At 44.4% G+C, this 21,966-nt stretch carries 19 protein-coding genes and 1 pseudogene; 10 read left to right on the top strand and 10 right to left on the bottom strand.

What is annotated here, in order from left to right:
* The first annotated feature begins 2 nt into the window (after positions 1 to 2).
* Together A8140_RS22980 and A8140_RS22975 are read left to right on the top strand one after the other, a co-directional pair.
* A complete protein-coding gene (locus tag A8140_RS22980; RefSeq protein WP_005531180.1) occupies positions 3 to 1,097 on the top strand; it encodes an ABC transporter ATP-binding protein in 1,095 nt (364 codons plus the stop codon).
* Between the two features lie 134 nt (positions 1,098 to 1,231).
* Positions 1,232 to 2,254, top strand: a complete 1,023-nt coding sequence (locus A8140_RS22975; protein ID WP_005531179.1) for a LacI family DNA-binding transcriptional regulator — start codon at positions 1,232 to 1,234, stop codon at positions 2,252 to 2,254.
* A 217-nt stretch (positions 2,255 to 2,471) separates the two neighbouring features.
* On the opposite strand, the gene A8140_RS22970 is transcribed toward A8140_RS22975, so the two are convergent.
* Together A8140_RS22970 and A8140_RS22965 are read right to left on the bottom strand one after the other, a co-directional pair.
* The gene (locus tag A8140_RS22970) at positions 2,472 to 4,616 is read right to left on the bottom strand and encodes a TonB-dependent siderophore receptor (protein ID WP_033000099.1); all 2,145 of its coding nucleotides are present in this window, start codon (positions 4,614 to 4,616) and stop codon (positions 2,472 to 2,474) included.
* Between the two features lie 318 nt (positions 4,617 to 4,934).
* The gene (locus A8140_RS22965; protein WP_005531176.1) at positions 4,935 to 6,614 is read right to left on the bottom strand and encodes an RluA family pseudouridine synthase; all 1,680 of its coding nucleotides are present in this window, start codon (positions 6,612 to 6,614) and stop codon (positions 4,935 to 4,937) included.
* 194 nt (positions 6,615 to 6,808) lie between these two features.
* Between A8140_RS22965 and A8140_RS22960 the strand changes: the two genes are divergently transcribed.
* On the top strand, positions 6,809 to 7,606 hold the full coding sequence (locus A8140_RS22960) for a Cof-type HAD-IIB family hydrolase (RefSeq protein ID WP_005533151.1): 798 nt from the start codon (positions 6,809 to 6,811) through the stop codon (positions 7,604 to 7,606).
* 104 nt (positions 7,607 to 7,710) lie between these two features.
* Here A8140_RS22960 and A8140_RS22955 read toward each other — a convergent pair whose 3' ends face one another.
* The 3 genes from A8140_RS22955 to A8140_RS22945 are packed head-to-tail and all read right to left on the bottom strand — an operon-like array spanning position 7,711 to position 9,678.
* Complete coding sequence (locus A8140_RS22955; protein WP_029388666.1) at positions 7,711 to 8,115, bottom strand: hypothetical protein; 405 nt, start codon at positions 8,113 to 8,115, stop codon at positions 7,711 to 7,713.
* Positions 8,116 to 8,125: 10 nt separating this feature from the next.
* On the bottom strand, positions 8,126 to 9,217 hold the full coding sequence (locus tag A8140_RS22950) for a GGDEF domain-containing protein (protein WP_005533146.1): 1,092 nt from the start codon (positions 9,215 to 9,217) through the stop codon (positions 8,126 to 8,128).
* Positions 9,214 to 9,678, bottom strand: coding sequence for a putative pterin-binding protein (locus A8140_RS22945; protein ID WP_005533144.1), 465 nt, complete (start codon positions 9,676 to 9,678; stop codon positions 9,214 to 9,216). Before A8140_RS22945 ends, A8140_RS22950 begins: the two co-directional genes overlap by 4 nt.
* A gap of 281 nt (positions 9,679 to 9,959) precedes the next feature.
* On the opposite strand from A8140_RS22945, the gene A8140_RS22940 reads away from it, so the two are divergent.
* Entirely contained in the window at positions 9,960 to 10,331 is a 372-nt protein-coding gene (locus A8140_RS22940; protein ID WP_005428270.1) for a DUF805 domain-containing protein, read from the top strand.
* Between the two features lie 128 nt (positions 10,332 to 10,459).
* On the opposite strand, the pseudogene A8140_RS25290 reads toward A8140_RS22940, so the two are convergent.
* The 3 genes and pseudogenes from A8140_RS25290 to A8140_RS22930 all read right to left on the bottom strand — a co-directional run.
* Positions 10,460 to 10,630 (bottom strand): annotated as a pseudogene (locus A8140_RS25290) (BamA/TamA family outer membrane protein); the annotation flags it as partial.
* A gap of 202 nt (positions 10,631 to 10,832) precedes the next feature.
* A complete protein-coding gene (gene fghA, locus A8140_RS22935; protein ID WP_005533142.1) occupies positions 10,833 to 11,672 on the bottom strand; it encodes an S-formylglutathione hydrolase in 840 nt (279 codons plus the stop codon).
* Between the two features lie 204 nt (positions 11,673 to 11,876).
* Entirely contained in the window at positions 11,877 to 13,025 is a 1,149-nt protein-coding gene (locus A8140_RS22930; RefSeq protein WP_005533140.1) for an S-(hydroxymethyl)glutathione dehydrogenase/class III alcohol dehydrogenase, read from the bottom strand.
* A 290-nt stretch (positions 13,026 to 13,315) separates the two neighbouring features.
* On the opposite strand from A8140_RS22930, the gene A8140_RS22925 reads away from it, so the two are divergent.
* The 3 genes from A8140_RS22925 to A8140_RS22915 all read left to right on the top strand — a co-directional run bounded on the left by A8140_RS22925 (position 13,316) and on the right by A8140_RS22915 (position 15,950).
* Positions 13,316 to 14,131 (top strand): arylamine N-acetyltransferase family protein, encoded by an 816-nt coding sequence (locus tag A8140_RS22925; RefSeq protein ID WP_005533138.1) that lies wholly within the window; start codon positions 13,316 to 13,318, stop codon positions 14,129 to 14,131.
* Between the two features lie 367 nt (positions 14,132 to 14,498).
* On the top strand, positions 14,499 to 15,011 hold the full coding sequence (locus tag A8140_RS22920; RefSeq protein WP_005533136.1) for a GNAT family N-acetyltransferase: 513 nt from the start codon (positions 14,499 to 14,501) through the stop codon (positions 15,009 to 15,011).
* A gap of 69 nt (positions 15,012 to 15,080) precedes the next feature.
* The gene (locus A8140_RS22915; protein WP_005533134.1) at positions 15,081 to 15,950 is read left to right on the top strand and encodes a LysR family transcriptional regulator; all 870 of its coding nucleotides are present in this window, start codon (positions 15,081 to 15,083) and stop codon (positions 15,948 to 15,950) included.
* A gap of 74 nt (positions 15,951 to 16,024) precedes the next feature.
* Here A8140_RS22915 and A8140_RS22910 read toward each other — a convergent pair whose 3' ends face one another.
* Positions 16,025 to 16,798 carry a siderophore-interacting protein gene (locus A8140_RS22910; RefSeq protein WP_038863130.1) on the bottom strand — a complete coding sequence of 258 codons (774 nt, stop codon included), beginning with the start codon at positions 16,796 to 16,798 and terminating at the stop codon, positions 16,025 to 16,027.
* A gap of 319 nt (positions 16,799 to 17,117) precedes the next feature.
* On the opposite strand from A8140_RS22910, the gene A8140_RS22905 reads away from it, so the two are divergent.
* Genes A8140_RS22905 through A8140_RS22895 form a run of 3 tightly spaced genes read left to right on the top strand, consistent with a single transcriptional unit; the run spans position 17,118 to position 19,829 of the window.
* Positions 17,118 to 17,495: a hypothetical protein gene (locus A8140_RS22905; protein ID WP_005533130.1), complete on the top strand. Its 378-nt coding sequence runs from the start codon at positions 17,118 to 17,120 to the stop codon at positions 17,493 to 17,495.
* A 44-nt stretch (positions 17,496 to 17,539) separates the two neighbouring features.
* A complete protein-coding gene (locus A8140_RS22900; RefSeq protein ID WP_227740707.1) occupies positions 17,540 to 18,679 on the top strand; it encodes an MFS transporter in 1,140 nt (379 codons plus the stop codon).
* Positions 18,660 to 19,829 carry an ATP-grasp domain-containing protein gene (locus A8140_RS22895; RefSeq protein ID WP_005533126.1) on the top strand — a complete coding sequence of 390 codons (1,170 nt, stop codon included), beginning with the start codon at positions 18,660 to 18,662 and terminating at the stop codon, positions 19,827 to 19,829. The genes A8140_RS22900 and A8140_RS22895 overlap by 20 nt, the downstream gene beginning before the upstream one ends.
* 76 nt (positions 19,830 to 19,905) lie before the next feature.
* Here the strand turns inward: A8140_RS22895 and A8140_RS22890 are convergent, their stop codons facing one another.
* The gene (locus A8140_RS22890) at positions 19,906 to 21,837 is read right to left on the bottom strand and encodes a S9 family peptidase (protein WP_005533124.1); all 1,932 of its coding nucleotides are present in this window, start codon (positions 21,835 to 21,837) and stop codon (positions 19,906 to 19,908) included.
* Positions 21,838 to 21,966: the final 129 nt, after the last annotated feature.

Genomic DNA, 21,966 nt, shown 5'->3' with positions numbered 1-21,966 from the left:
TAATGGCAAAAGTCGAATTCAAAAACATCAAGAAATCCTACGATGATGTCGAGGTCGTGAAACACTTCGACTTCACGGTGCAAGATGGTGAGTTTGTGGTTTTCCTTGGTCCATCGGGCTGCGGTAAGTCGACTACGCTACGCATGCTGGCGGGCTTGGAAAGCGTCACTGGCGGTGAGATTTACGTTGGCGATAAGTTGATGAACAAAATCGATGCCAAAGACCGCGATCTTGCCATGGTGTTCCAAAGCTACGCGCTTTACCCACATATGACGGTATACGAGAACATCGCTTTTGCACTCAAACTGAAAGGCATGCCAAAAGACCAAATCGACGTAGAAGTGCGTAAAGCGGCGAAGATGCTTGAACTGGATGCACTGTTGGATCGCAAACCAAAAGAGTTGTCTGGTGGTCAACGCCAACGTGTTGCCATGGGGCGTGCCATGGTTCGCACGCCTAAGGTGTTCTTATTTGATGAGCCATTATCGAATCTGGATGCCAAACTGCGTGGCGTGATGCGTGAGGAGATCAAGCAGCTGCATCGTGAGCTGAAAACCACCACGATTTATGTGACTCATGATCAGATTGAAGCGATGACATTGGCAGACCGCATCGTGATTCTTAAAGACGGTTACGTGGCTCAAGTCGGCACACCGACAGAAGTGTTCCAACGTCCGGCAAACAAGTTTGTGGCGCAGTTCATTGGTAACCCATCGATGAACATGTTGGACGCCAAGCTGATTGGTGAAGAGGGCAATTGGGAAGTCGAACTGGGTGATGTTCGTATTCCTCTGCCAGAGCGTTTCAAAGCACACGCATCGAAGAATTTAGCGCTGCACTTTGGTGTTCGTCCTACCGACATCCATTTGCGTTCCGAACAAGTCGACCACGACCGCGTGTTGCCGTTCCCAGTCAAAATCAAAGACAAGGAGCTATTGGGCGCGAGTATCCTACTGAAAACAGAAATCGCAGGTCAGCCGCTTATGGTTGAAACACAAGCGGCAGAAGTAGATGTGGATACGCTGACTCTGTACTTGGATTTGGATGCGATTCACCTATTTGATGCACTGAGTGAAAAATCGCTTGCGACATTCTAAATCCCCGATATGAAAGCCAGTGCGCGCTTGCGTACTGGCGACTTATCTAGCTCTCATTTCCCATATCAAAATGTTGTCGCGTCTCCCGCTGTAACTTATATTTTTGTTATTAGCTTGCTGGGGAAATTCCTACAATGAAAAAGAAGAAAAGAGCGGCATCCATCTATGATGTTGCCAAGTTGGCAGGTGTGTCACCGAGCACCGTATCACGTTTCCTCAATCGCACGACCTTTGTCTCTGATGATAAAAGCCAAAACATAGAAAAAGCGATCAAGTCACTGGGCTATAAGCCAAATTTTCAAATGGGTCAGGGCACTAACACGCGTTCTATGACCATTGGCGTTCTTATCCAACACCCAGAAAGCCCGCACTCCAGTCGTATCCTTAATGATATGGAAAAGGTTCTGAATACTCAGGGTTACTCGTTGGTGATTGCGACGGGACATTGGCAGCGTTCATTGGAATCGCATTCTTTGGAGTATTTGGCGAAGAGCAATGTCGATGGGGTCATCATTGTAACGGGCAGTTTGACGGAAGCGCAGATACTGGAATATGCAGAGCGAATTCCGGTTGTTGCAGTTGGATACAATGTCATTGGCGATAAGGTTCGATCCATAAATATAGATAATGTATTGGGCGGATACATGGCGACACTACATTTGATGCAACAAGGTCATGTGAACATCGCTCATATCAAAGGTCTTTTGAATCAACCAGATGCGGTGGCTCGCTTTGTTGGTTACAAGAACGCTCTGCAAGAGGCAGGCATTAAGGTGATGCCAAAATTAGTCAAACAAGGTGATTTCAGCAGTGAGTCTGGTTATCAAAAAACGGTGGAATTGCTCGAATCTAAAGTGCATTTCTCTGCATTGTTTGCTGCCAATGACCAAACGGCTTATGGGGCGATCAAGGCTCTGCATGACCACGGCGTTCGTGTGCCAGAGGATGTGTCTGTGATCGGCTTTGATGACTTGCCGACCTCACAATATTTCACGCCAGCACTTACGACACTGAGACAGCCGATTGAAGAAGTTGGAGCCATTTGTGCCGAGTCCATACTCAATTTATTGAGTGGTGAAAGGCATGAAGTGCGTCTACCTCCGATCGATCTGATTGTCCGCCAATCAACGGTGTCTAAGTTCCGTCAATCAAGTTGAGATAAGTCGCCACAAAAGGTGGGATTGTGCTTTCACACATCATTAAATGCAGATACTTTTTTTACCCCCACATAGAAGATATGAACGTTTCAGTTAGCAAATAAACGGGGTCCACTATCTAAGTGAACCTAAGCCATTAATTGTCTGAAATGTAATATTAAAAATAAGCCCTGTACTATACAGGGCTAAGTGTTAAAGATAAAAATAGTCAACTAGATTAAAATGTTGCATTAACGCCAAACGTGAACTCTCGGCCATCAGCGACAGTAGTACTTGTTTTACCACCGCCACCAAAGTATTCAGTGTCAAATAGGTTCTTAACGTTCAAGCGCAGCTCAACAGCAGTCTCAGAAATAACCATACCGTAAGAGACACCTGAGTCAAAACGGATATATCCATCTTTAGATACTGTGTTTTGGTTATCAGCAAAACGTTTTCCTTCATACACAGCACCAAGGTTTAGAGCTAGTTGGTCATTTACGTCATAACGACTCCATACATTTGCGGACCATTCTGGCGTATCAGCAGGTCGTTTTCCATCTAGGCTATCAGTTGCGGGTCTTTTATACTCTGCATCCAGATACATCATTGAGCTAGTCAAGAAAAGTTGCTCGGTAACTTGGCCTTGTGCGCCTAGTTCGAAGCCACGATGATTTTGTTTGCCTGATTGGCTTGTTATTTGATCAAAGTTAGGATCATTAACGATTTCTTCTGTCACTTTAATATTTGATACTTCAATATCAAAGATAGCACCTGTTAATAATAAGCTTTCATCAAATAATGCCCATTTTGCACCTAACTCATACTGCTCACCATATTGTGGTTTTAAGTTAAGGCCATCATTGACATCACTTTTGTTATTTACAGAGCCTTGTGGCATGAAACTTTTCGAGTAATTCACATAGATACTGCTATCTGTTGTAGGATTAAAGATTAAACCAGCTTTAGGAGAAACAGCGTAACTGTTATTACCATAACCCTCTTTATGCTGCTCGTCGTAACGTACTCCAGCTAAAGCTTTCCAGTAATCGTTGATAGTTATTAGATCTTGTACATAAAAACCAAAGTGTTTGTACGAGCTATTACTTGTTGAACGTGTGCTATTGTTATAGAAATCTGGCTTTTCAATGACATCCCCAGGTTTTACTTCAATAAAGTTATTGCCATTTGAATCTTTGTACGTATAGCGTGTCTGTGCGTAATCGTAGTCAAGAATATTGGCACCTAAAAGTAGCTGGTGCTCTAATCCAAGAGCGGTGGTATGGCCAGTTAAGTCGATGTATCCGGTTTGAAAATTCCAATCGTCATAGCGATCGAATGGTTTAATAAAATAGCCATCTGCCATGTCGTCATAGCAATTGCCTTTATTACATTGGTTAGGCTGTGAAGCTACATAGTTTCGATCAAATTGTTGTTCGTTGTAACCAAGTTTAACTGTCCATTCAGTATTAATGTGGTACGTTAGGTCAGCACCAATGTTGGTTACTTCTTTGTCTGTTTTCGCCCATGGCATATCCCAAATTGTTTCTCTGTTACCTATCAGGTTGCCTTCATCATCCAAGCGTCCACCGTCGATACCCGATTCATCATTGGTTTTAGTGTAAGAGAGTGATAATAAAACATCGTCTGTCACATCAAACTCTAAGTTCAAGTAACCAACACTTTTATCACCTTCATTGTGCTTACCGTTTTGTTTGTATTCTCGTGCAGAAATACTGTCTTGTTTTGAAAGAACTGCTCGGTAACGAATAGTCTCATTCTGGTTTAAACTACCGCCAGCATCTAAGCTATAGCGAGTTGAGCCATTGCTGTTCACATCGAAACCCACTTTAGCCATATTTTCATGGGTAGGTTTCTTAGTAACCATGTTAATTAAACCTCCAGGACCTGATTGACCGTAGAGCATACTTGATGGCCCTTTGAGTACCTCTACTCGCTCTAAAATCTCGGTCGGCTGTAGATAATATGAAAAGTGTTGATGGCCATTCACAAGATAGCCAGAACTTGTACTCAAATCGAAACCTCGAATTTTAAAGTACTGGAATCCCCACTTTTGGCCACCAGCGGTAACACTTGAGTCGTTTTCAAGAATATCTCCTAGGTTGCTTGCTATCTGTTCATCTGTGATATAAGCGGGAATTACAGATACTGATTGTGGTGTATCCATCAGGCTAATATCACTACGCATAGCCCCGGATGCTTCATCAGCTTTGTATTGGTTGAACTGATTCCCAAAGACAACGACGCGCTCAATATCATCATTTTGGGGTTCAACATTTTCTGCCACGGCAGGCATTGAAATCGCAGCACAAACAGCCAATTGAAGTGGCGATAAATTAAATAGGGATGATGAAGTTTTCACAACAACCTCTAGTAACTAAACATATGAAAAAATACTTGGCCCACAAACATAAGTGAGATGAATTATCATTTGTATTTAATTTACACTGTTTACATAACTTGATGTTGAAAAATGACATGGCGAGTTGAGGGTTGAGCTGTGATATCGGCAGCGAATGGACCTGCGGACACCTACTGACAATCACTGGCGAATCAGGCAGGGTATTTGTATATCTGACTCTTATTTTGTGGCATCGCTAATCTTTTACTTACTCTGAAGGAAAAAAAGGCACTGAAATTCAGTGCCTTTTTGCTATCGATTCTGCATGGATAAGTCGCTTTAAAACTCACACTCTGCTTGGAAACACATACGCTCTTTGCTGTATGGATGGTCCAACTCCAACATCTCCGCGTGCAAATGCAGACGGTCGGCTTTCTCGCCATACAAGCCGTCGCCAACCATCGCCATGTTCAACCCCATATGGTGAGCACTGTGTACACGTAGCTGGTGGGTTCGTCCTGTTTTCGGGTACATGTATACCTTGCTGCGTCCGTCTTTCACTTCAATCAGCTGCCAGTAAGTTTCAGCAGGCTTACCGTGTTCAAAGCACACTAGCTGACGTGGGCGGTCATCCGGATCGCCACGCATCGGGAGCGAGATTTCACCTTCAGGCTCGGCTAATACACCCTCCAGCAGTGCCATGTAGCGCTTTTGTACACCGCGAGTGATGAACTGCTTTTGCAGGCTCTTGTTGGCGCGTTTGGTTAAAGCAAACACCAAAATCCCCGACGTTGCCATATCCAAGCGGTGAATCACGAACGGCCCTTCGACATCCGGGAACATCGCTTGTAGACGCGTATATGCCGAATCTTTGATGGTTTTCCCCGGAACGGAAAGCAGACCCGAAGGCTTGTTGACGATCACCATGGCTTCGTCTTGGAAGAGAATTTCCAGCTCTTTATCTTCTGCCCAGTTCTCTGCTAATGGGTTTGGTTCCACATCTAAGCCTTGCAGCATGTGCCCCAAAATAGGTTGGCATTTGCTGTTACAAGATGGGTAGAACTTCTTGTGCTGGCGCACTTCCGACTTCGGCGATACGCCCCACCAAAACTCCGCCAATGCAAGAGGCTGATAACCATGTTTGTATGCGAACTGAAGCAGTTTTGGTGCCGCGCACTCTCCCGCACCTGCTGGTGGTACTGGGTTGGTGGTCGGAGCAAAAATGTCCACCAAATCGCGCTCGGCACTGTGGTTATCCAAGAAGCGGTATTGCTTATGCAATTTGTGCTGTAGCGCGTTAGACAAGTCTTTGCGCTGCTCTTTAAGTTCTGCCAGTTTTTGTTCTAGCTCGGTCAAGCGTGCTTCTTTGATTGCCAGCTTTTCGTCCCAAGCTTGTTTGAGGTACTTGAGGACATTCTTCTCAGCGATGCTTTGTTTACCTAAATCATCCAGTAGTGTTTTTAGATCTTCTGGATTTAAGGTTTGCTCGCCTTTCTTACGTTGCTGTTTTCGTTCTGCGCGACCGGCGATCATCACTTGGCGCTGGGCATTTTCTTCTTGCTGATACGCTTCACGGTCGGCTTTGATTTCTGCTTTCAGTTGTGCCAACTCTGGCTTGGCAGCAAAGGCTTTGTATTTCGCGTTCGCAGTATTGATCGCATCTGTTTCACCACGGAAGAAGCCTTCTTCTGTCAGCATGTCGAATACTGGTGGAACAAAACCTGGAAGCAAGTTTTGATCGGCAATCTTGCCAGAGAAAGCACTGAAGTAGCCAAGCTCACCTTGCGGGTTACGTACTAGCAAAACACCGAACATTTTACCGCGTCCGTTTTGCTCACCCTCAAGACCGAAATCGTGTTCGAAATCAGTTTGTGTCATTAGGTGCTGCTGCAATTGCTCGGCAGCCAACACACATAATGGGTGAGGCGTGTAGTAGAACGGAAACGTAAACTGCGCTGGCAAGTCGTAGCCAGAAATATCCGCAGTAAATCGAGTAAAGCATTGTTCAGGCGAGTGCATGAGAGTGAGTCCGCGCGAAATAAAAATCGAGCACGGATTGTACCTGTTTTGGCTGTGATTGCTATCTTGAGCCTAGCTTACCTTGTTTAATTCAGCTTGAGATTCACCCAATATCCTGTACCTTAGCGTGATTGTTTTTTGCAGCCGTTTTCATTCGCAGAGTGACCTGTGCTGCTTATTTTTGAGTTGAAGTCATGTCACAAGCTAGCATCAAATTTATTGCCACCGATATGGATGGCACCTTGCTTGACCAATATGGTCGTTTAGACCCTGAGTTCTTTGATCTGTTTTTGCAGCTAGAAGAGAAGGGCATTTTGTTTTCGGCAGCATCGGGTCGTCAGTATTACAGTTTGCGCGATACGTTTGCACCGATTCAAGATCGTATGATTTATGTGGCGGAAAACGGCACCTTGGTGATGTACCAGGACAAAGAGTTATACAGTTGTACCATTCCAAAATCGGAAATCGATGCGATCATTCAAGTGGCTCGCGAAATTGAAGGTACGCACCTAGTGCTGTGTGGTAAGCGCTCTGCATACATTGAAACTCAAGACCCGAAAGCGTTGGAGGAGTTCCAGAAATACTACCACCGTTGTGAATACGTGCCAGATTTATTGGCCGTAGATGATGAATTCATCAAGGTCGCGATTTGTCATTTTGGTGGCTCGGAAGAGTTAGTGTATCCAACCATGAAAGCGAGGTTCGATGACACGCATCAAGTGGTGGTGAGTGCGAAGATTTGGCTGGATGTCATGAATGCTGAAGCATCAAAAGGTGCGGCCATCAAACATCTTCAAGAAACCATGGGTTTTGGTCCTGAAGGGACCATGACGTTCGGTGATTATCTGAATGACCTAGAGATGCTGCAAGTGAGCGAGCATTCCTACGCGATGGAAAACGCGCACGAAGCGGTGAAGAAAATCGCACGCTTCTCAGCACCAAGCAATCGTGACTCTGGCGTAATGAAAGTGATCAAAGAGAAAGTGCTGTAATTTCTGCCTCGCCAGTTTCGAACATAAAAAAAAAGCCCCGCTACTTAGTGAGCGGGGCTTTTGTTTATCTGAAGCCAAGTATCTGACGCTAAGTATGCGCCTACTTAGCGGACGTATTTCGCTGTCGCGCTGACAAACCAATGTTGCAACTTGCCATCTGGGTTCTCTACCCACAGGTCGTTATGGTAGCGGTAGATGCGACCATTCACGGTGAGGGCTAGCGTGTTGTCACTGGTTTGCTCCATGCGAATAAACTGATCAGAAGTCACCAAAAACGGTTCCAAATCATCCGTGCTTGCGCCTTTATACACGACAAAGTAACCAAACATGTTACCCGCGTCAGGGTCTGTAGAATGAATGCGGTGACCAACCAGCGTGTAGTTGTCGTTGAGTGCTTCTTCGAGAGTTTTCGCACCTATAGTTTCGTGAGATGGGATAAACACCCAAGCCAGCACACCTGCCGCGATTACTAGCAGTACTAGCACTGCTCGCATGAAGTTTTTCATCATGGTTATCCGTTTAACGTTGGAATTTCATTTTGTACATGCGCTTATCCGCTAAATTGATCAGGAAGTCAATGTTGTCGGTGTCTTGCGGGTAGCATGCCGCGCCGAGGCTGGTTGATAGAGAGCTTGCTTGGTCGGACACAAAAATAGGCTTCTCAAACACCACATGAATGTGACGCTTCGCTTCTTCGATATCTTGTTTAACTGTTGAATTAATCACGACTGCAAATTCATCTCCACCTATTCGATAGACTTTAAAGTTATCCAAGGCCATATGCTTCAAGCGCTCGGCGACTTCGGTCAATGCGATATCACCCGCTTGGTGTCCTTGCGTATCGTTAATGTTTTTAAAACCGTTCAAATCAAGCAAAAGCAGGGAAAAGGTCGTTCCTGACTCCTGCTTGTTTTGTAGGTCAATAAACAAAGCGCTTCGGTTAGCCAAACCGGTCAGTGAGTCGCTTAATGCAAGCGCTTTGTGGAACTTCGATTCTTGTTTATAGAAATACGTAAGTAAAGCTACCGTGATAACGAAGATGCCTAGCAACACGTATTGCGCTTGAAGTAGGTCATAGGCCTGCTTCTGTTGCTGCTTATAAAGCGGGCTCGCGACACGGAAGTGCTGGGTAACGTAATCAATCATCTCCATATAGAGGTTTTGTGTTGCGCGATAAAACTGACTGGCCGCAACGCTGTTACCTGTTTTGGCTTCGACTAAAATGGGCTCAAGCTGCTTAAAGCGGTCAAACAAGGAAATAAAATACACACGAACCTCTTCTCGGGAGAGGAAAGAATCGGCTTCTTTGTTATGAATCAAAAGGTCAAAGCGGCTCCAGGCGAGTTCGTATTGTAATTCGGCGCTATCAAAATTACTGATGCTTTCGTTTAGGCGCCTAGCTTCGCCAACCAGTTCCGATAACTCTTTGGATAAATGAAATAAAAACCAAGTCGCTTGGTTTTGTTGATCCGAATAGGTTTTGGTCAGTGCGCGTGTTTCCTGCAGTAGCACGATATTGGCGACCAGCAGTGTGGAAGCAAAAATCAGAAGTAAGGTTTTGCTTCGGGATGAAAAAGGTCCCTGCTTGGGAACGTTGGGTTGTACTTTCATTCTTCTTCTTTCGTACTGATCCTATTGATTTGCCAAACCATTTGGGAGTGGTAGTAACTGACATCAAGCTCTGGGTATTTTGTGACTGGGTAGATCAGCCAATATGGTCCCTTATTGCGAACCTTGATGTAATTACGGTCTTGTTTATACGCAATGATAGGTTGGTAACGAAGGATGTCTTCACGTGAAATATATGAATAGTAATCATTCATTGCCCTTACTTGGACGTGCTGAGGAACTTCACCGAGTGTGTGCTGTAAAAGTGTACTGAGTTTTACGCCATTAAACTCGGCGGGCTTTTCAAGCCAAGGCAGAGCGGTGGTATAAGTGGTTTGAGGCATCGACTCAAGGTCTGACAGTGCCACAACGATATTGGACTTTTCGAAACTGCTAAACTGTATCGTGTTTGCAAAAAGTATGGGAGCAAACAAAAGTAAAGCGAGTACTACTGTTTTTCTCATCTTGTGCCCTTTGAAGTTATTGCCCTTGTTTCGGCAAGATCGCGTCATAGAATCGATCTGCTGAAATCTCGGTTATATAGTTATTAATAATAGAGCCAACTTGATGAATTTATATAATACGTTATGGGTGAAAAGTAACCGTTGGTGGAATATACGTCAAGGTTAATAGCAGAGTTAAAAATACAACTATTGAATGAATATGTTGTTTCGCTCATTTTGTGCGCATTTTGCATTGCGTTGTCTAACTTTCGCGACACTTTCATCTCATTAGGAGAGACGATATGTTTGATTGGTACTACAAAGTTATCCTCAATTATACCAACTTTAGTGGTAGGGCAAGACGCCAAGAGTATTGGTACTTTACGTTAGTCAATGTGTTGGTTAATTTGGTGATGGGGATCATCGATCGGGTGATTGGCAGTGTGATGCAAATGGACAATTTTGGCTTCTTCGGTGTGATTTATGCGCTGTTTATTATGATCCCGTCGATCGCGGTGACTGTACGTCGTCTGCACGATTCAGGAAGAGTTGGTTGGTGGGCGTTAATCGCTTTTGTGCCAATCATCGGTATTTTGGTGCTGTTGTACTTCTTGATTCAAGACAGTGAAGAAGGCTCGAACCAATACGGCGCGAACCCTAAATATCAGTCGTGATAATGACAGACGTGATGGCGGCTGCTTTGATGGTTTGATTAGAGTGGGCTTAGATGCCTGAGCCCACTTGGAAATAGACGGCGCTGTCTTCATCGCTAAAGGCGAAGTCCATGCCTGACAGCTGTCTAGGTAATCTCAATTGGTACAGGTAAAAAGCCGTCGGCGTTTTCAGCAAGGTATTCGCCCATATCTAATTGCCCATCAATGGGATCGAAAAAGCTTATCGCCTCGGCAATAGGAGAGGTCGCTAACAACCCGAAGCAAGTCGAGGTTAGCAGGACTGACGTTGTTTTTTTCATAGAGTGCTAGCAGTAATTGAATGATGTTCAATTACAAGTTAGACGTCATTTCGCTAAATTTCAATGGAGTTATGTAAAGGTAAAGTGAGTGTTTTTAGAACACAAAAAGCCACCCAATAATTGGATGGCTTTGTATAGAGAAGATTATTAAACCGTTTGGTTTTCCGCGCTCTTCTATTTGCTTGCGGCGTTAAAATTGGCGTTAAGCAAATAAGTACTTAGCGTGGAAGTTCAAGTGATCAGCGATAAAGCTCGAGATAAAGAAGTAACTGTGGTCGTAACCCGGCTGCATACGCAGTTCGACTTCAGAATCATGGGCTTTTGCTGCCGCCAGTAACACATCAGGTTTTAATTGCTCAGCAAGGAAGTTATCTGCATCACCTTGGTCTACCAAGATTGGCAATGGTGATTTTGCTTGCTTTAGCAACTCGCTTGCGTCGTACTGCTTCCAGCTTTCGATATCAGTGCCTAGGTAAGCGGTAAACGCTTTTTGGCCCCAAGGACATTGCATTGGGTTACTGATTGGGCTGAACGCTGAAATTGAACGGTACTGATCTGAATTTTTCAGACCAATGGTGATTGCACCGTGACCACCCATGCTGTGACCCGAAATCGACTTGACATCTGAAACAGGGAAGTTGTTTTCAATGATCGCAGGCAATTCTTTGGTGATGTAATCGTACATATGGTAGTGGCTTGACCATGGCTCTTGAGTGGCGTTTAGGTAGAAACCTGCGCCTTTACCCAGATCGTAGTTTTCGTCGTCTGCAACGTCGTCCCCACGTGGGCTGGTATCCGGTGCCACAATGGCGATACCTAACTCAGCCGCCATGCGAAACGCACCGGCTTTCTGCATGAAGTTCTCATCGGTACACGTCAAGCCAGACAACCAGTAAACCACAGGCACTGGGTTTGATTTGGTTGCATTTGGTGGCAAGAAGATCGCGAAGCGCATGTTGCAGTTCAAAGCGCGAGATTCGTGAGTGTACTGTTTATGCCAACCACCGAATACTTTGGCTTGGCTTAGGCTTTCAATGGTCATGGATAATCTCTCGATAAAACAATGTTAAGTTAAAGTAATCTTTAATTAAAACAGTGAATATTTAAAACAATGATTTTTAACGGTGGACAAGACCGTTAAAGACAGCGGATGGCTCTCTTCCCAAAAGAAAACGTGTTCAAGAAAGAAGAGAGCCTATTTCAAATTTTCAAATATCAGTCACATTACGTGAGCCGTTATCTTGGATTATTTATCCATGTGAAGAACAGTACGGATAGATTCACCTTTGTGCATCAATTCGAACGCTTCGTTCACATCTTGTAGACCCATAGTGTGAGTGATGAATTCTTGTAGACCGAACTCACCAGCCATGTAGCGGTTTACGATTTCTGGAAGCTCTGAGCGGCCTTTAACGCCACCGAAAGCAGAACCACGCCATACGCGACCAGTTACTAGTTGGAATGGACGAGTTGAGATCTCTTGGCCTGCACCAGCAACACCAATGATGACTGACTCACCCCAACCTTTGTGACAACATTCAAGTGCTTGACGCATCACGTTTACGTTACCGATACATTCGAATGAGTAGTCAACACCACCGTCTGTCATCTCAACGATAACGTCTTGGATTGGTTTGTCGAATTTTTGTGGGTTGATGCAATCAGTTGCGCCAAGTTGTTTTGCTAGTTCGAACTTGCTCTCGTTGATGTCTACACCGATGATCTTGCTTGCACCAGCCATACGAGCACCGATGATTGCAGAAAGACCGATACCGCCTAGACCGAATACAGCAACAGTGTCGCCTTTTTCAACTTTAGCTGTGTTTAGTACCGCACCCATACCAGTGGTTACGCCACAACCTAGAAGGCAAACTTCTTCAAGTGGTGCTTCTTTGTTTACTTTTGCTAGTGAGATTTCTGGAAGTACTGTGTACTCAGAGAAAGTAGAACAACCCATGTAGTGGAAGATTGTCTCACCGTTTACAGAGAAGCGGCTTGTGCCGTCTGGCATTAGGCCTTTACCTTGAGTTTCACGAACTGCCTGACATAGGTTTGTTTTGCCAGATTTACAGAACTTACACTCACCACATTCTGCTGTGTAAAGCGGAATTACGTGGTCGCCAACTTCAACGCTTGTTACGCCTTCGCCAACCATTTCAACGATACCGCCGCCTTCGTGGCCAAGGATTGAAGGGAAGATACCTTCTGGATCGTCACCTGATAGAGTGAATGCGTCAGTGTGACAAACACCAGTAGCAACGATGCGAACAAGAACTTCGCCAGCTTTTGGAAGTTGTACATCAACTTCTTCCATTTTTAGCGGCTCACCTGCAGCCCATGCAACCATTGCTTTTGATTTAATGTGAGTTTGACCTGTTTTGATTTCAAGTGCCATTGGATGTTTCCTTTATATTCTCAGTATATAGAGTGACGTCATAAGCGTAGTTGAGTGTTTCTCTCTGCGCTGCGTCGTTTTGTTGGTGCCCATTTTAGGTGTTTCACGAAAAATGATAATCCGGTTAAATTGAAAATTATTTTTACGCATCTGTAATAATGGATGGTTGGAACAGTTATCTGTGCAAGCAAATAAATAAGTACCAGAAAAATCGCATTGCCGTTTGACCTCAACTGCGGTTGAGGTTTTATTGTGCCGCCACGACGAAGAAACAGCGAGTTAGGATCAAAATGAACAATACGGATTTACGGGCTTACTTGGATAAAATAGGTGTTGAACAAGCCTTGGACATCAATATTAAATTATTGTTCAAGTTGCATATCAATCAACAGAGAAAATTACCGTTTGAGAATTTTGATATTGCGTTAGGAAAGGGTGTATCCATCTCTGAACGAGACATTATCGACAAGTTGGTTTATCACAACCGTGGGGGATATTGCTTTGAGTTGAATGGCTTGCTTTTAAGGGTACTGCAAACTCTTGGGTTTGATGCGCGACCATTATTGGGACGGGTGCATTTATCGGGTACACCGTTAGGCAGGACGCATCAGTTTACCTTGGTCACCATGGGCGATGAAAAGTGGATCGTCGATGCTGGCTTTGGCGCTAATACGCCGAGAGCACCATTACCATTTATTCTTAATCAAGCCATTCATACCGACACCCAAACGTTCCGTTTTATTGAAGACCAGCGCGTTGGCTATATGCTTCAAGTTCAATCTTATGATGATGAAAGTCAGTGGCTTGATATGTACAGCATGGACTTTGAACACGTGTTTGATGGCGACATTGTCTGTGGCAATCACTTTGCCTCTACCTCACCCGCTTCACGCTTTACCTCAAGTCGAGTCGCCACCTTGTCGACAGAGTCGGGGATCATCACACTGGCGAATTACACCTTAAAGCATCGTGCTAACGGTGAGGCGACGGAGGTTGAGCTTGAAGCAGGCCCGGCTTACCTATCTGCACTCAAACAACACTTTGGTATTGAGCTGGATGCGGAATATCAAGATCTGAAACCGCTACCGATCGCATCGCGTGTCTAAATGGTAGGGATTGGTCTATTTATGTTTTTTGTTATTTTAAATTGTTAATAATAGACAGTATGATGAACTGGGGACTTAGTAGAGTACTCAGCTGGTGAGGTCTTCCGCTCACGCTTTGCAGCTTGTTTGTGATTCTTGAGAAGTTCGCGACCGGATAAGCGAGTGATCACTTCCTGATTGATACTGAGCAGCAAACGCTGACTGATCTTAAGGGTGAAGTGAAGCGCGATATTCTGAAGACTGAGTAACACTCCGAGAGAAAAATGGAAAGCGCAGCTCAGTCTGCGCTTATTTTATTTGCGCTGTATCCCAGTAAGTGGTTTTTCAAAGGTTTACTTTTAATCATGGGAAATCAACGAGGTAAATCATGCGCTTTGAATACATACTTGATGATGCAGTCACCCAAGAACTCGATGCAAAGCTAAGAAGTTTGCTCTCCACTTGCTTCACCAAGGAGCAAGACGAAATCTTCCAAACTCAACGATACTTCAATGAAATGCCTCGTCACCGCTACCTCATTTGGGACGGAGACACCCTTGCGGCTCATGTTGCGGTTCATGAAAAACAAGTGATGATTGATGATCAATCTTTCCCAATAAGTGGCATTGCTGAAGTGTGTGTGCAGCCCGATTCACGAGGAAAAGGGTTGGTGAAGTTACTGCTCAAGGCGGTACATCAGGATGCTTTGGAGCGAGGCGATGCGTTCTCGGTATTGTTTGGCCGTACCCATGTTTACCAGTCCAGCGGCTATCAACCGATCAACAACTTACACATGAAAGTTCAGCCCAATAAATGGGTTAGCACGAGCGACACTATGGTGTGCTCGCTGAACATCATTTGGCCACAACAGACGGTCCATTTAGTCGGCTATCCTTTTTAAACAGGTTTTCTCCACATGAAACTTTGTGTGAGAATACGCAATACATAGAATTCCACAGGAACCACATTCATGGCGAATTGGGAAGGCGTGAGCGAATTTGTCGCGGTCGCAGAAACCAACAGCTTTACAGGCGCAGCAAACAAACTTAAAACGTCGGTGGCTCAAATCAGCCGCCGCGTGTCAGCGTTGGAAGAGCGTTTAGCGGTTAAATTGCTGCACCGTACGACGCGCAAAGTCTCTCTGACCGAAGCGGGGCAACTTTATTATCAGCAATGTAAACACCTTGTAGAAGGACTAGAGCTCGCAGAGTTAGCGGTAACGCAGATGCAAGCCGAGCCGAAAGGTGTGCTCAAAGTGACTGCACCTGTGACTTACGGCGAAGTGAACCTCGCGCCGTTATTGCACCAGTTTATTGAGAAATACCCGCAGGTGAATCTGGATTTGAATCTGACTAACCAAAAGTTAGATTTGATTGAGCAAGGCGTCGATGTGGCGATTCGCCTTGGACGCTTGCAAGATTCTAGTTTGATTGCCAAGCGGTTGTCATCTCGGCAGCTTTACGTGTGTGCTAGCCCTGCGTACTTAGATCGCTCGGGTGAACCGCATACCTTGTCTGAGTTGAGCCATCACCAATGTTTGGTTGGTACCGCTGATTACTGGCACTTTAAAGAGCAAAAGCGTGAGAAGTCTTTGCGCGTTTCTGGCCGAATCAAATGCAACAGTGGTTTTGCTTTGGTCGATGCGGCAAAACGTGGTTTAGGTTTGGTGCAACTGCCGGACTACTACGTGCAAGAGGCGTTAGATAATGGCGAGCTGGTGGAAGTGTTAACCGATTACCGAGACGATCGTGAAGGTATTTGGGCGCTGTATCCACAAAACAGAAACCTGTCGCCAAAAGTGCGCTTACTGATTGATTTCTTGGCTGAAAATATGAGCTGAGAGACAGGCTAAATGAGAAAAGTAAGCCAAGTTGCTATGAAAGCGACTTGGCTTTTATTTTTTGTCAGTGGGAATTACTGCTCGTTTAACTCCGCATCTTCGCGCTTGATGACCTTGTGGCCGTCTTCCGACACTCCCTGTTTCCAATAGCTGCTGATGTAGATGTTTTCGCGGTCTACATCCATTTCGTTGCGGAAGTACTGACGCAGTGCGCGCATTGAATCGAATTCACAAGCACACCACACTGCGGCTTCACCTTGTTGCCATTCAAGTTCACGAACTTTGTCTGCGAGAGGTTGCTCAGTAACCCAATGGATCTCCATGCCTGCTGGCGCTTCGATAGGTTGAATATCCGCCTCAGACATAACGCTGATCACCGCATAGCCTTTTGCATCGCCTGGCAGAGTACGAATTTTTGCTGATAGAGCAGGCAGCGCCGTCATATCCGCTGCCATAAAGAACCAATCTGCCTCTGTGTTCAGGTTCGAAATGCTACCAGGGCCTACGATGCTTATGGTGTCGCCTACTTTCGCCGCCATTGCCCAGCGCGCAGCAAAGCCACATTGTAGGTCTTTGGTGATGTGACGTACGAAGTCGACCTCAATCGTGCATGCTTGTGGGTCGAAGTGGCGAATGGTGTAAGTGCGCATTACTGGGCGATTTTCCTCAGAAAAACCTTGGATATCCGTGCCTCCAACTTCATTGAACAGCAATTTAACATAGCTGCCTTCGCAATCGAGCGGAAAATTGCCTAACGCCTCGCCTTGCAGAGTAATGCGTTGCATGTTCGGCGTAATGGCTTGTGTTTTTTTGATCACGAGACTTTTAGGTTGTAGTTTTTTTTTCACTTTAGTTTTTACCTTGCGATTTTTGATAACAATTCTCTTTCGCATTAATCGTAACAACTAATTGTACGGCCAAACAGCATTTTTACCTACCTTTACACCTTCATCGGTTCGCAAAAGTCAGCATTTCAAAAAACATCACGAGTTTTCACAACTTCTAACAAGGTTAAATATTAGTTTCATTTGTTAAATTCAATGTGATTCCGGTCATTTTTTAGCGGGTATTTTTTGACATAAATAAAGTTGAATATAGCCTGTGCGGGCGTTGTTGGTATGTGTTTTTGTGCATATCATGCTGTTCAATTAAATGACGAATATAATAATGAGCTTAATAAATAAAAATCTCCAAATAACTGAGTCAGATATCAAAAATTTCCAGCAGGATGGATTTCTTCTTCTAAAAGGTTCTTTTTTCCAAGAATTTATTAGTACTGTAAAAAATAAAATTGACAATGATATTTCAGAAACAAGTGGTAAATATCAGTCAGGCTTTAGCCGTATTGCTTGTGAATTATTTGTATGTTCGGAATCTAAATATGATAAGAAACGAGCGTTAAACCGAGAAATTCCAAGAGAGCACTTTAAATATAAAGGCCCAACTCGATTCCACTTAGATTTATATAAAGAAGATGGTGAGCTAATAAAGAGCAGTATCTTATTCAAAGGCGATATTGAAACAAGAATCTTAACCACTAACTAAAGGAAGATGCTAGCCAAACTTCATTGGCTGGCAGTTTAATATCGATGAATAAAATCATTTACTTACCCATTACTTTTCTCGCTTTTTTACAAGGCGGGTTTTCACTTCTCTCGCTGTACCTATATCAATCAGGCATTGATCAAGAAAGCATTTCGATGATGCTGCCTTTTATGGGTATTGGCGGGTTACTTGGGGGGATTTTTGGTGGCGTTTCTAGTGACTGTTCGAACCCTAAAAAAGTGCTCATAATAATGGCCATACCCTGGCTTTTTATCCCTGCGCTTATCTCTCAAAACAATATGTTTGTCCAAGTATGTGCGATCTTTTTGATTGGCATGTCGTTGGCTGGGTGCCGCTCTGTGATCTTGTACATCATCACTTCTCAGAGGAATAAAGACCGCATCAATCACTCTTTGTCGATCCGACGAATCATCATTAACTTATGTGTTGCCATAGGAAGTGGCATGATGGGTTTTATCATTAGCCAATCCAACGATTTCTATGTCATGTATTTGCTCTTTTTCGGCTTAGCAACGTTTGCTTCAATCGCAATTTATAAGGTTGACATGAATAAGTTGTATGTTCTCGATGTTATTGAGACCAGGAAGTCTAGAAGCCAATCACTATACTTGCTTTCCATCATTTCTATTACCTTGTCGCTTATTTGCTTTAGCTTTATTCCCGTTTACTACACGATTTATATTGTGAGCGAAAAGCAGTTTCCAACCGATATTGCCGGTTACATCTTCACCTTTAGTGGCATCATTATTGTCCTATTTCAGGTTAAGCTTAGTGCACTGACAAAGAATATAGACATCCACTACCGAGTGATAAGTGGTGTTTTGCTCCTTTCTTTAGGTACATTCAGTGTGAAATATATCAGTGATTATGCTGGGTTGGCTTTATCTGTAAGTGCATGGACATTAGGAGAGATGTTGTTATTTGTCCCTGCTGTTCAATTTATATTGGAATATACAACGAGCAAGAGAGGGAAAACGATTTCCGTTTATCAATCTTTATTTTCTGTATCCGATTTCATCGCACCAATTTTGGGTGGTGCTGTTATTGCCTTTAGTTTCTCGTATATATGGGACATCTCTTTAGCGCTAGGCATCACGTCGTCAGTGATAATATTAATAATAAAGCAAAAGTGTAAAGTAAAAAATGAAAGTTATCAGTATTAACACGGCGAAACGACACAACGCATTATCGGTAGCATTTTTAAAAAAAAGAAAAATTGTAGTTTGTGTTAAAGATGCTGAGTTTGCCGAGTTAAGTGATGAGGTACTGGATCACGCCTATAAGGTGATTACCTTTAGTTCCGCAGAAGGATTGATGATTACGCTGGTGACCCTCGAGTTTTTGAATGCTGATGATCGTGTTTTCTCGGCATCTGAAGATTTTATGTACTTAGCTGCGCAAATAAGAGAGTGCTTTGGTCTTAAGGGCATGACAGTGATTGAAACAGCCTACTTTAGGGACAAGTGCTTAATGAAAGAAAAAGCGTTGGCCGCTGGCGTCAATGTGCCTCGATATGGCGCTTATCAATCAAACCTTACGTTCTCAGAGATTACCCAGCACGTTGGGCTGCCTTTTGTTCTAAAACCGAAGGATTCGGCAGGGGCATTTGGTGTGCATGTGATTAGAAGTCAGCACGATTATGATGATGTCATCAATACATCCAATATTGGCTTAGGCTATGAGTACGAGACGTTTGTTGAAGGTAAGCTCTACCATGTCGACCTATTGATTAAAAATGGCGAAGTTTGCTTCCAAGCGGCTTGTGAATACTCGTTCCCAAACCTTGATTTTCAATTCGGTAAGCCTTGCCTTTCTTTGGTTCTGGAAGAAAGCCATGAATTGTATGCGCAATTGACGAATTTTGCTGCGTTTGTTGTGAAATCTCTAGGCTTAAAAAATGGCCCTTCGCACGTCGAAATCTTTGTGAAAGAGAGCGGTGAGTTGGTTTTCCTTGAAGCTGCTTGTCGTACACCAGGGGCGATTATGGTTCCTATCTATCAGGCGCAATTTGATATGAATATGATTGAGATGGCACTGGATATTGAGTGTGGGTTGGATATTGCAGAGATAGTGAAAAATGACTCTTACTGCATGGGAGGCATTTTTCCTGCGAAACAAGGTCGAGTAAATAAGATCAATAAGGTCAATTTACAGTCTGAGTTTGAGCTTAACCTCGGTTGTCAGGTGGGAGACTACTATGATGGTGTGGATAGCGTAGAAAACTTGTCGGGATCGATTGTAGTAAAAGGCAAGAGCTACGCAGAGGTGCTCGCTGATTTTGAAGTATTGAAAGCTCTTTCTCTTGTTGAATAGCCAAGCTTTTCTTGTTTGAAATCTTATTAAGAAAGGGCACCGTGGTGCCCTTTTGCTTTTATTGAGATTATTAAGTCTATTGAGCTTGTTGAGTTTGCTCTAACAAGTGCGTTTTCAGGAATCGGTCCATCGCTTGGTAACCATCGAGACGATTCTCTAAAGAGCGGAAGCCGTGACCTTCGTTCTCTTTAACGATGTACTCGACTTCAACGCCACGGTCGCGCAGAGCATCGACGATCTGATCAGATTCACTCTTCACTACTCGTGGGTCTTTTGCGCCTTGTAGAACCAACAATGGTGCTTTGATTTGGTCCACGTGGAACACTGGTGAGTAAGCTTTCATCATCTTCGCGTCTTCTGGGTTATTCGGATCGCCCACTTGCTCATGCAGCATGGCGAGGAATGGTGCCCAGTAAGGTGGAATGGAATCCATGAAGGTAAATAGGTTAGACACACCAACGTAGTCGATACCACATTTGTAAAGGTCTGGAGTGAACGTTACACCGGCCAATGTCGCGTAACCACCGTAAGATGCGCCGTAGATACATACTTCGCCATCTTGAGCATAACCTTGGTCAATCGCCCACTTTACGCCATCGGTGATATCGTCTTGCATTGACTGACCCCACTGCTTGAACGATTTTTCCCAAAACTCACGGCCATAACCCGTTGAACCACGGAAGTTCATTTGCAGCACTGCAATGCCACGGTTAGCAAACAGCTGAACTTCAGGTTGGAAGCCCCAGTAATCACGCGCCCAAGGACCACCGTGTGGCAGCACTAATAGCGGTAAATCTTTGGCTTCACGACCTTTTGGTAGCGTCAAGTAACCATGAATGGTCTCACCATCACGAGCGGTATAGGTGATTGGCTTCATTTTCGCCATGTCTTCAGGTTTATGCCACGGTGCATTCGCCGCTAACTTCTCTAACTGGTCGGTATCACGATCGTAATAGTAGTAATTTGGGCGGTCAGTATCGCTGTAGGTGACGACAATCATTTTTCGTTCGTCGCGCGTGGCGTTATTGACAGAAATTTCAACGCCCGGAAGCTTCTCTTGCAGCCTATCAAAAGTTTCTTCATAACCTTTATCAAGGAAATGATACTGACGTTTATCGGTGACATAAGAGATGGCCGTTAGCTTATTGAGCGCATTCGAGTAACTGGCGCTGGTCACGTCAACTTCCGGGTGAGAGAAGATTTCGCGTACTTCTTTATTCGCTTTCACATCGTATTCGATGATCGCCGATTTATCACGTGTGATACGAGAAGCAACGTATAAGTTCTTGTTATCTGGCGTAAACGAAATCGGTGAGAAGCTTTCTTTAAAAGTCAGATTCTTCAATGGGCGGAATTCTTCATCCACCGTATCACGATAAAGTACGGCGGTGTTTACGCCATCAGAGGTTGAAATGTATCGAATGTTGCCATCGTGGTCGGTACCCCAATCGCGAACATTACCTGGGTTTTGTGCCACCAGTGTGTTTTCGCCAGTTTTCAAGTTATGGCGATAAACATCAAACACTTGTGGGTTGCGTTCATTGGTCGTGATAAGAATGTCGTCAGGCTGGCTTTCTAACGTGTCAATTACATAAGCCACAACACCAGACGTTGGCGTAATGGTTTTTTCTTCACCGGTTTTAACGTTCACCGTGACGAGATAAAAGTTCTCATCACCACCTGTATCGCGAGAGTAAATGATGGTGTCATCGCCTACCCAGTAGTAGTACGCAATGTCTCGTCCGGTGATCGACGTAATGCGTTTCACATCCTCTGGCTTGCCAACAGGATGTACAAAGACGTTTTTACGGTCTTGCCATGGTTTCATCATTGAAATGTAATCACCAGCGGGAGAAATTTGGTAGCTAGAGACTTCAGCATTTCGGAAGAAGTAATCCACCGGATACTCTGGCGGAATGACTTCTGCCGTATTGGTGGCAGAGGTTTGGCTGCAACCCGAGATGAGTAGGCCAAAAGCGGTAGCAAGAATGAGCTTGCGAGTACGCATTGTATAACGCTCCTTGTGTGTCAGACCGGTCAGCATCGTGCTTGTCGGTCAGAGTGAATCGATTGTCGCAGCCGAATACTGGGCAGCGGCAAAGCAGTGCAAGGGCAACCGATATTGGTTTGGCTTATC

Source organism: Vibrio campbellii CAIM 519 = NBRC 15631 = ATCC 25920, from assembly GCF_002163755.1.
GTDB classification, from domain to species: domain Bacteria; phylum Pseudomonadota; class Gammaproteobacteria; order Enterobacterales; family Vibrionaceae; genus Vibrio; species Vibrio campbellii.
The sequence above is the reverse complement of the archived record's forward strand: the minus strand, read 5'-3'. Positions and strand labels throughout refer to the sequence as shown.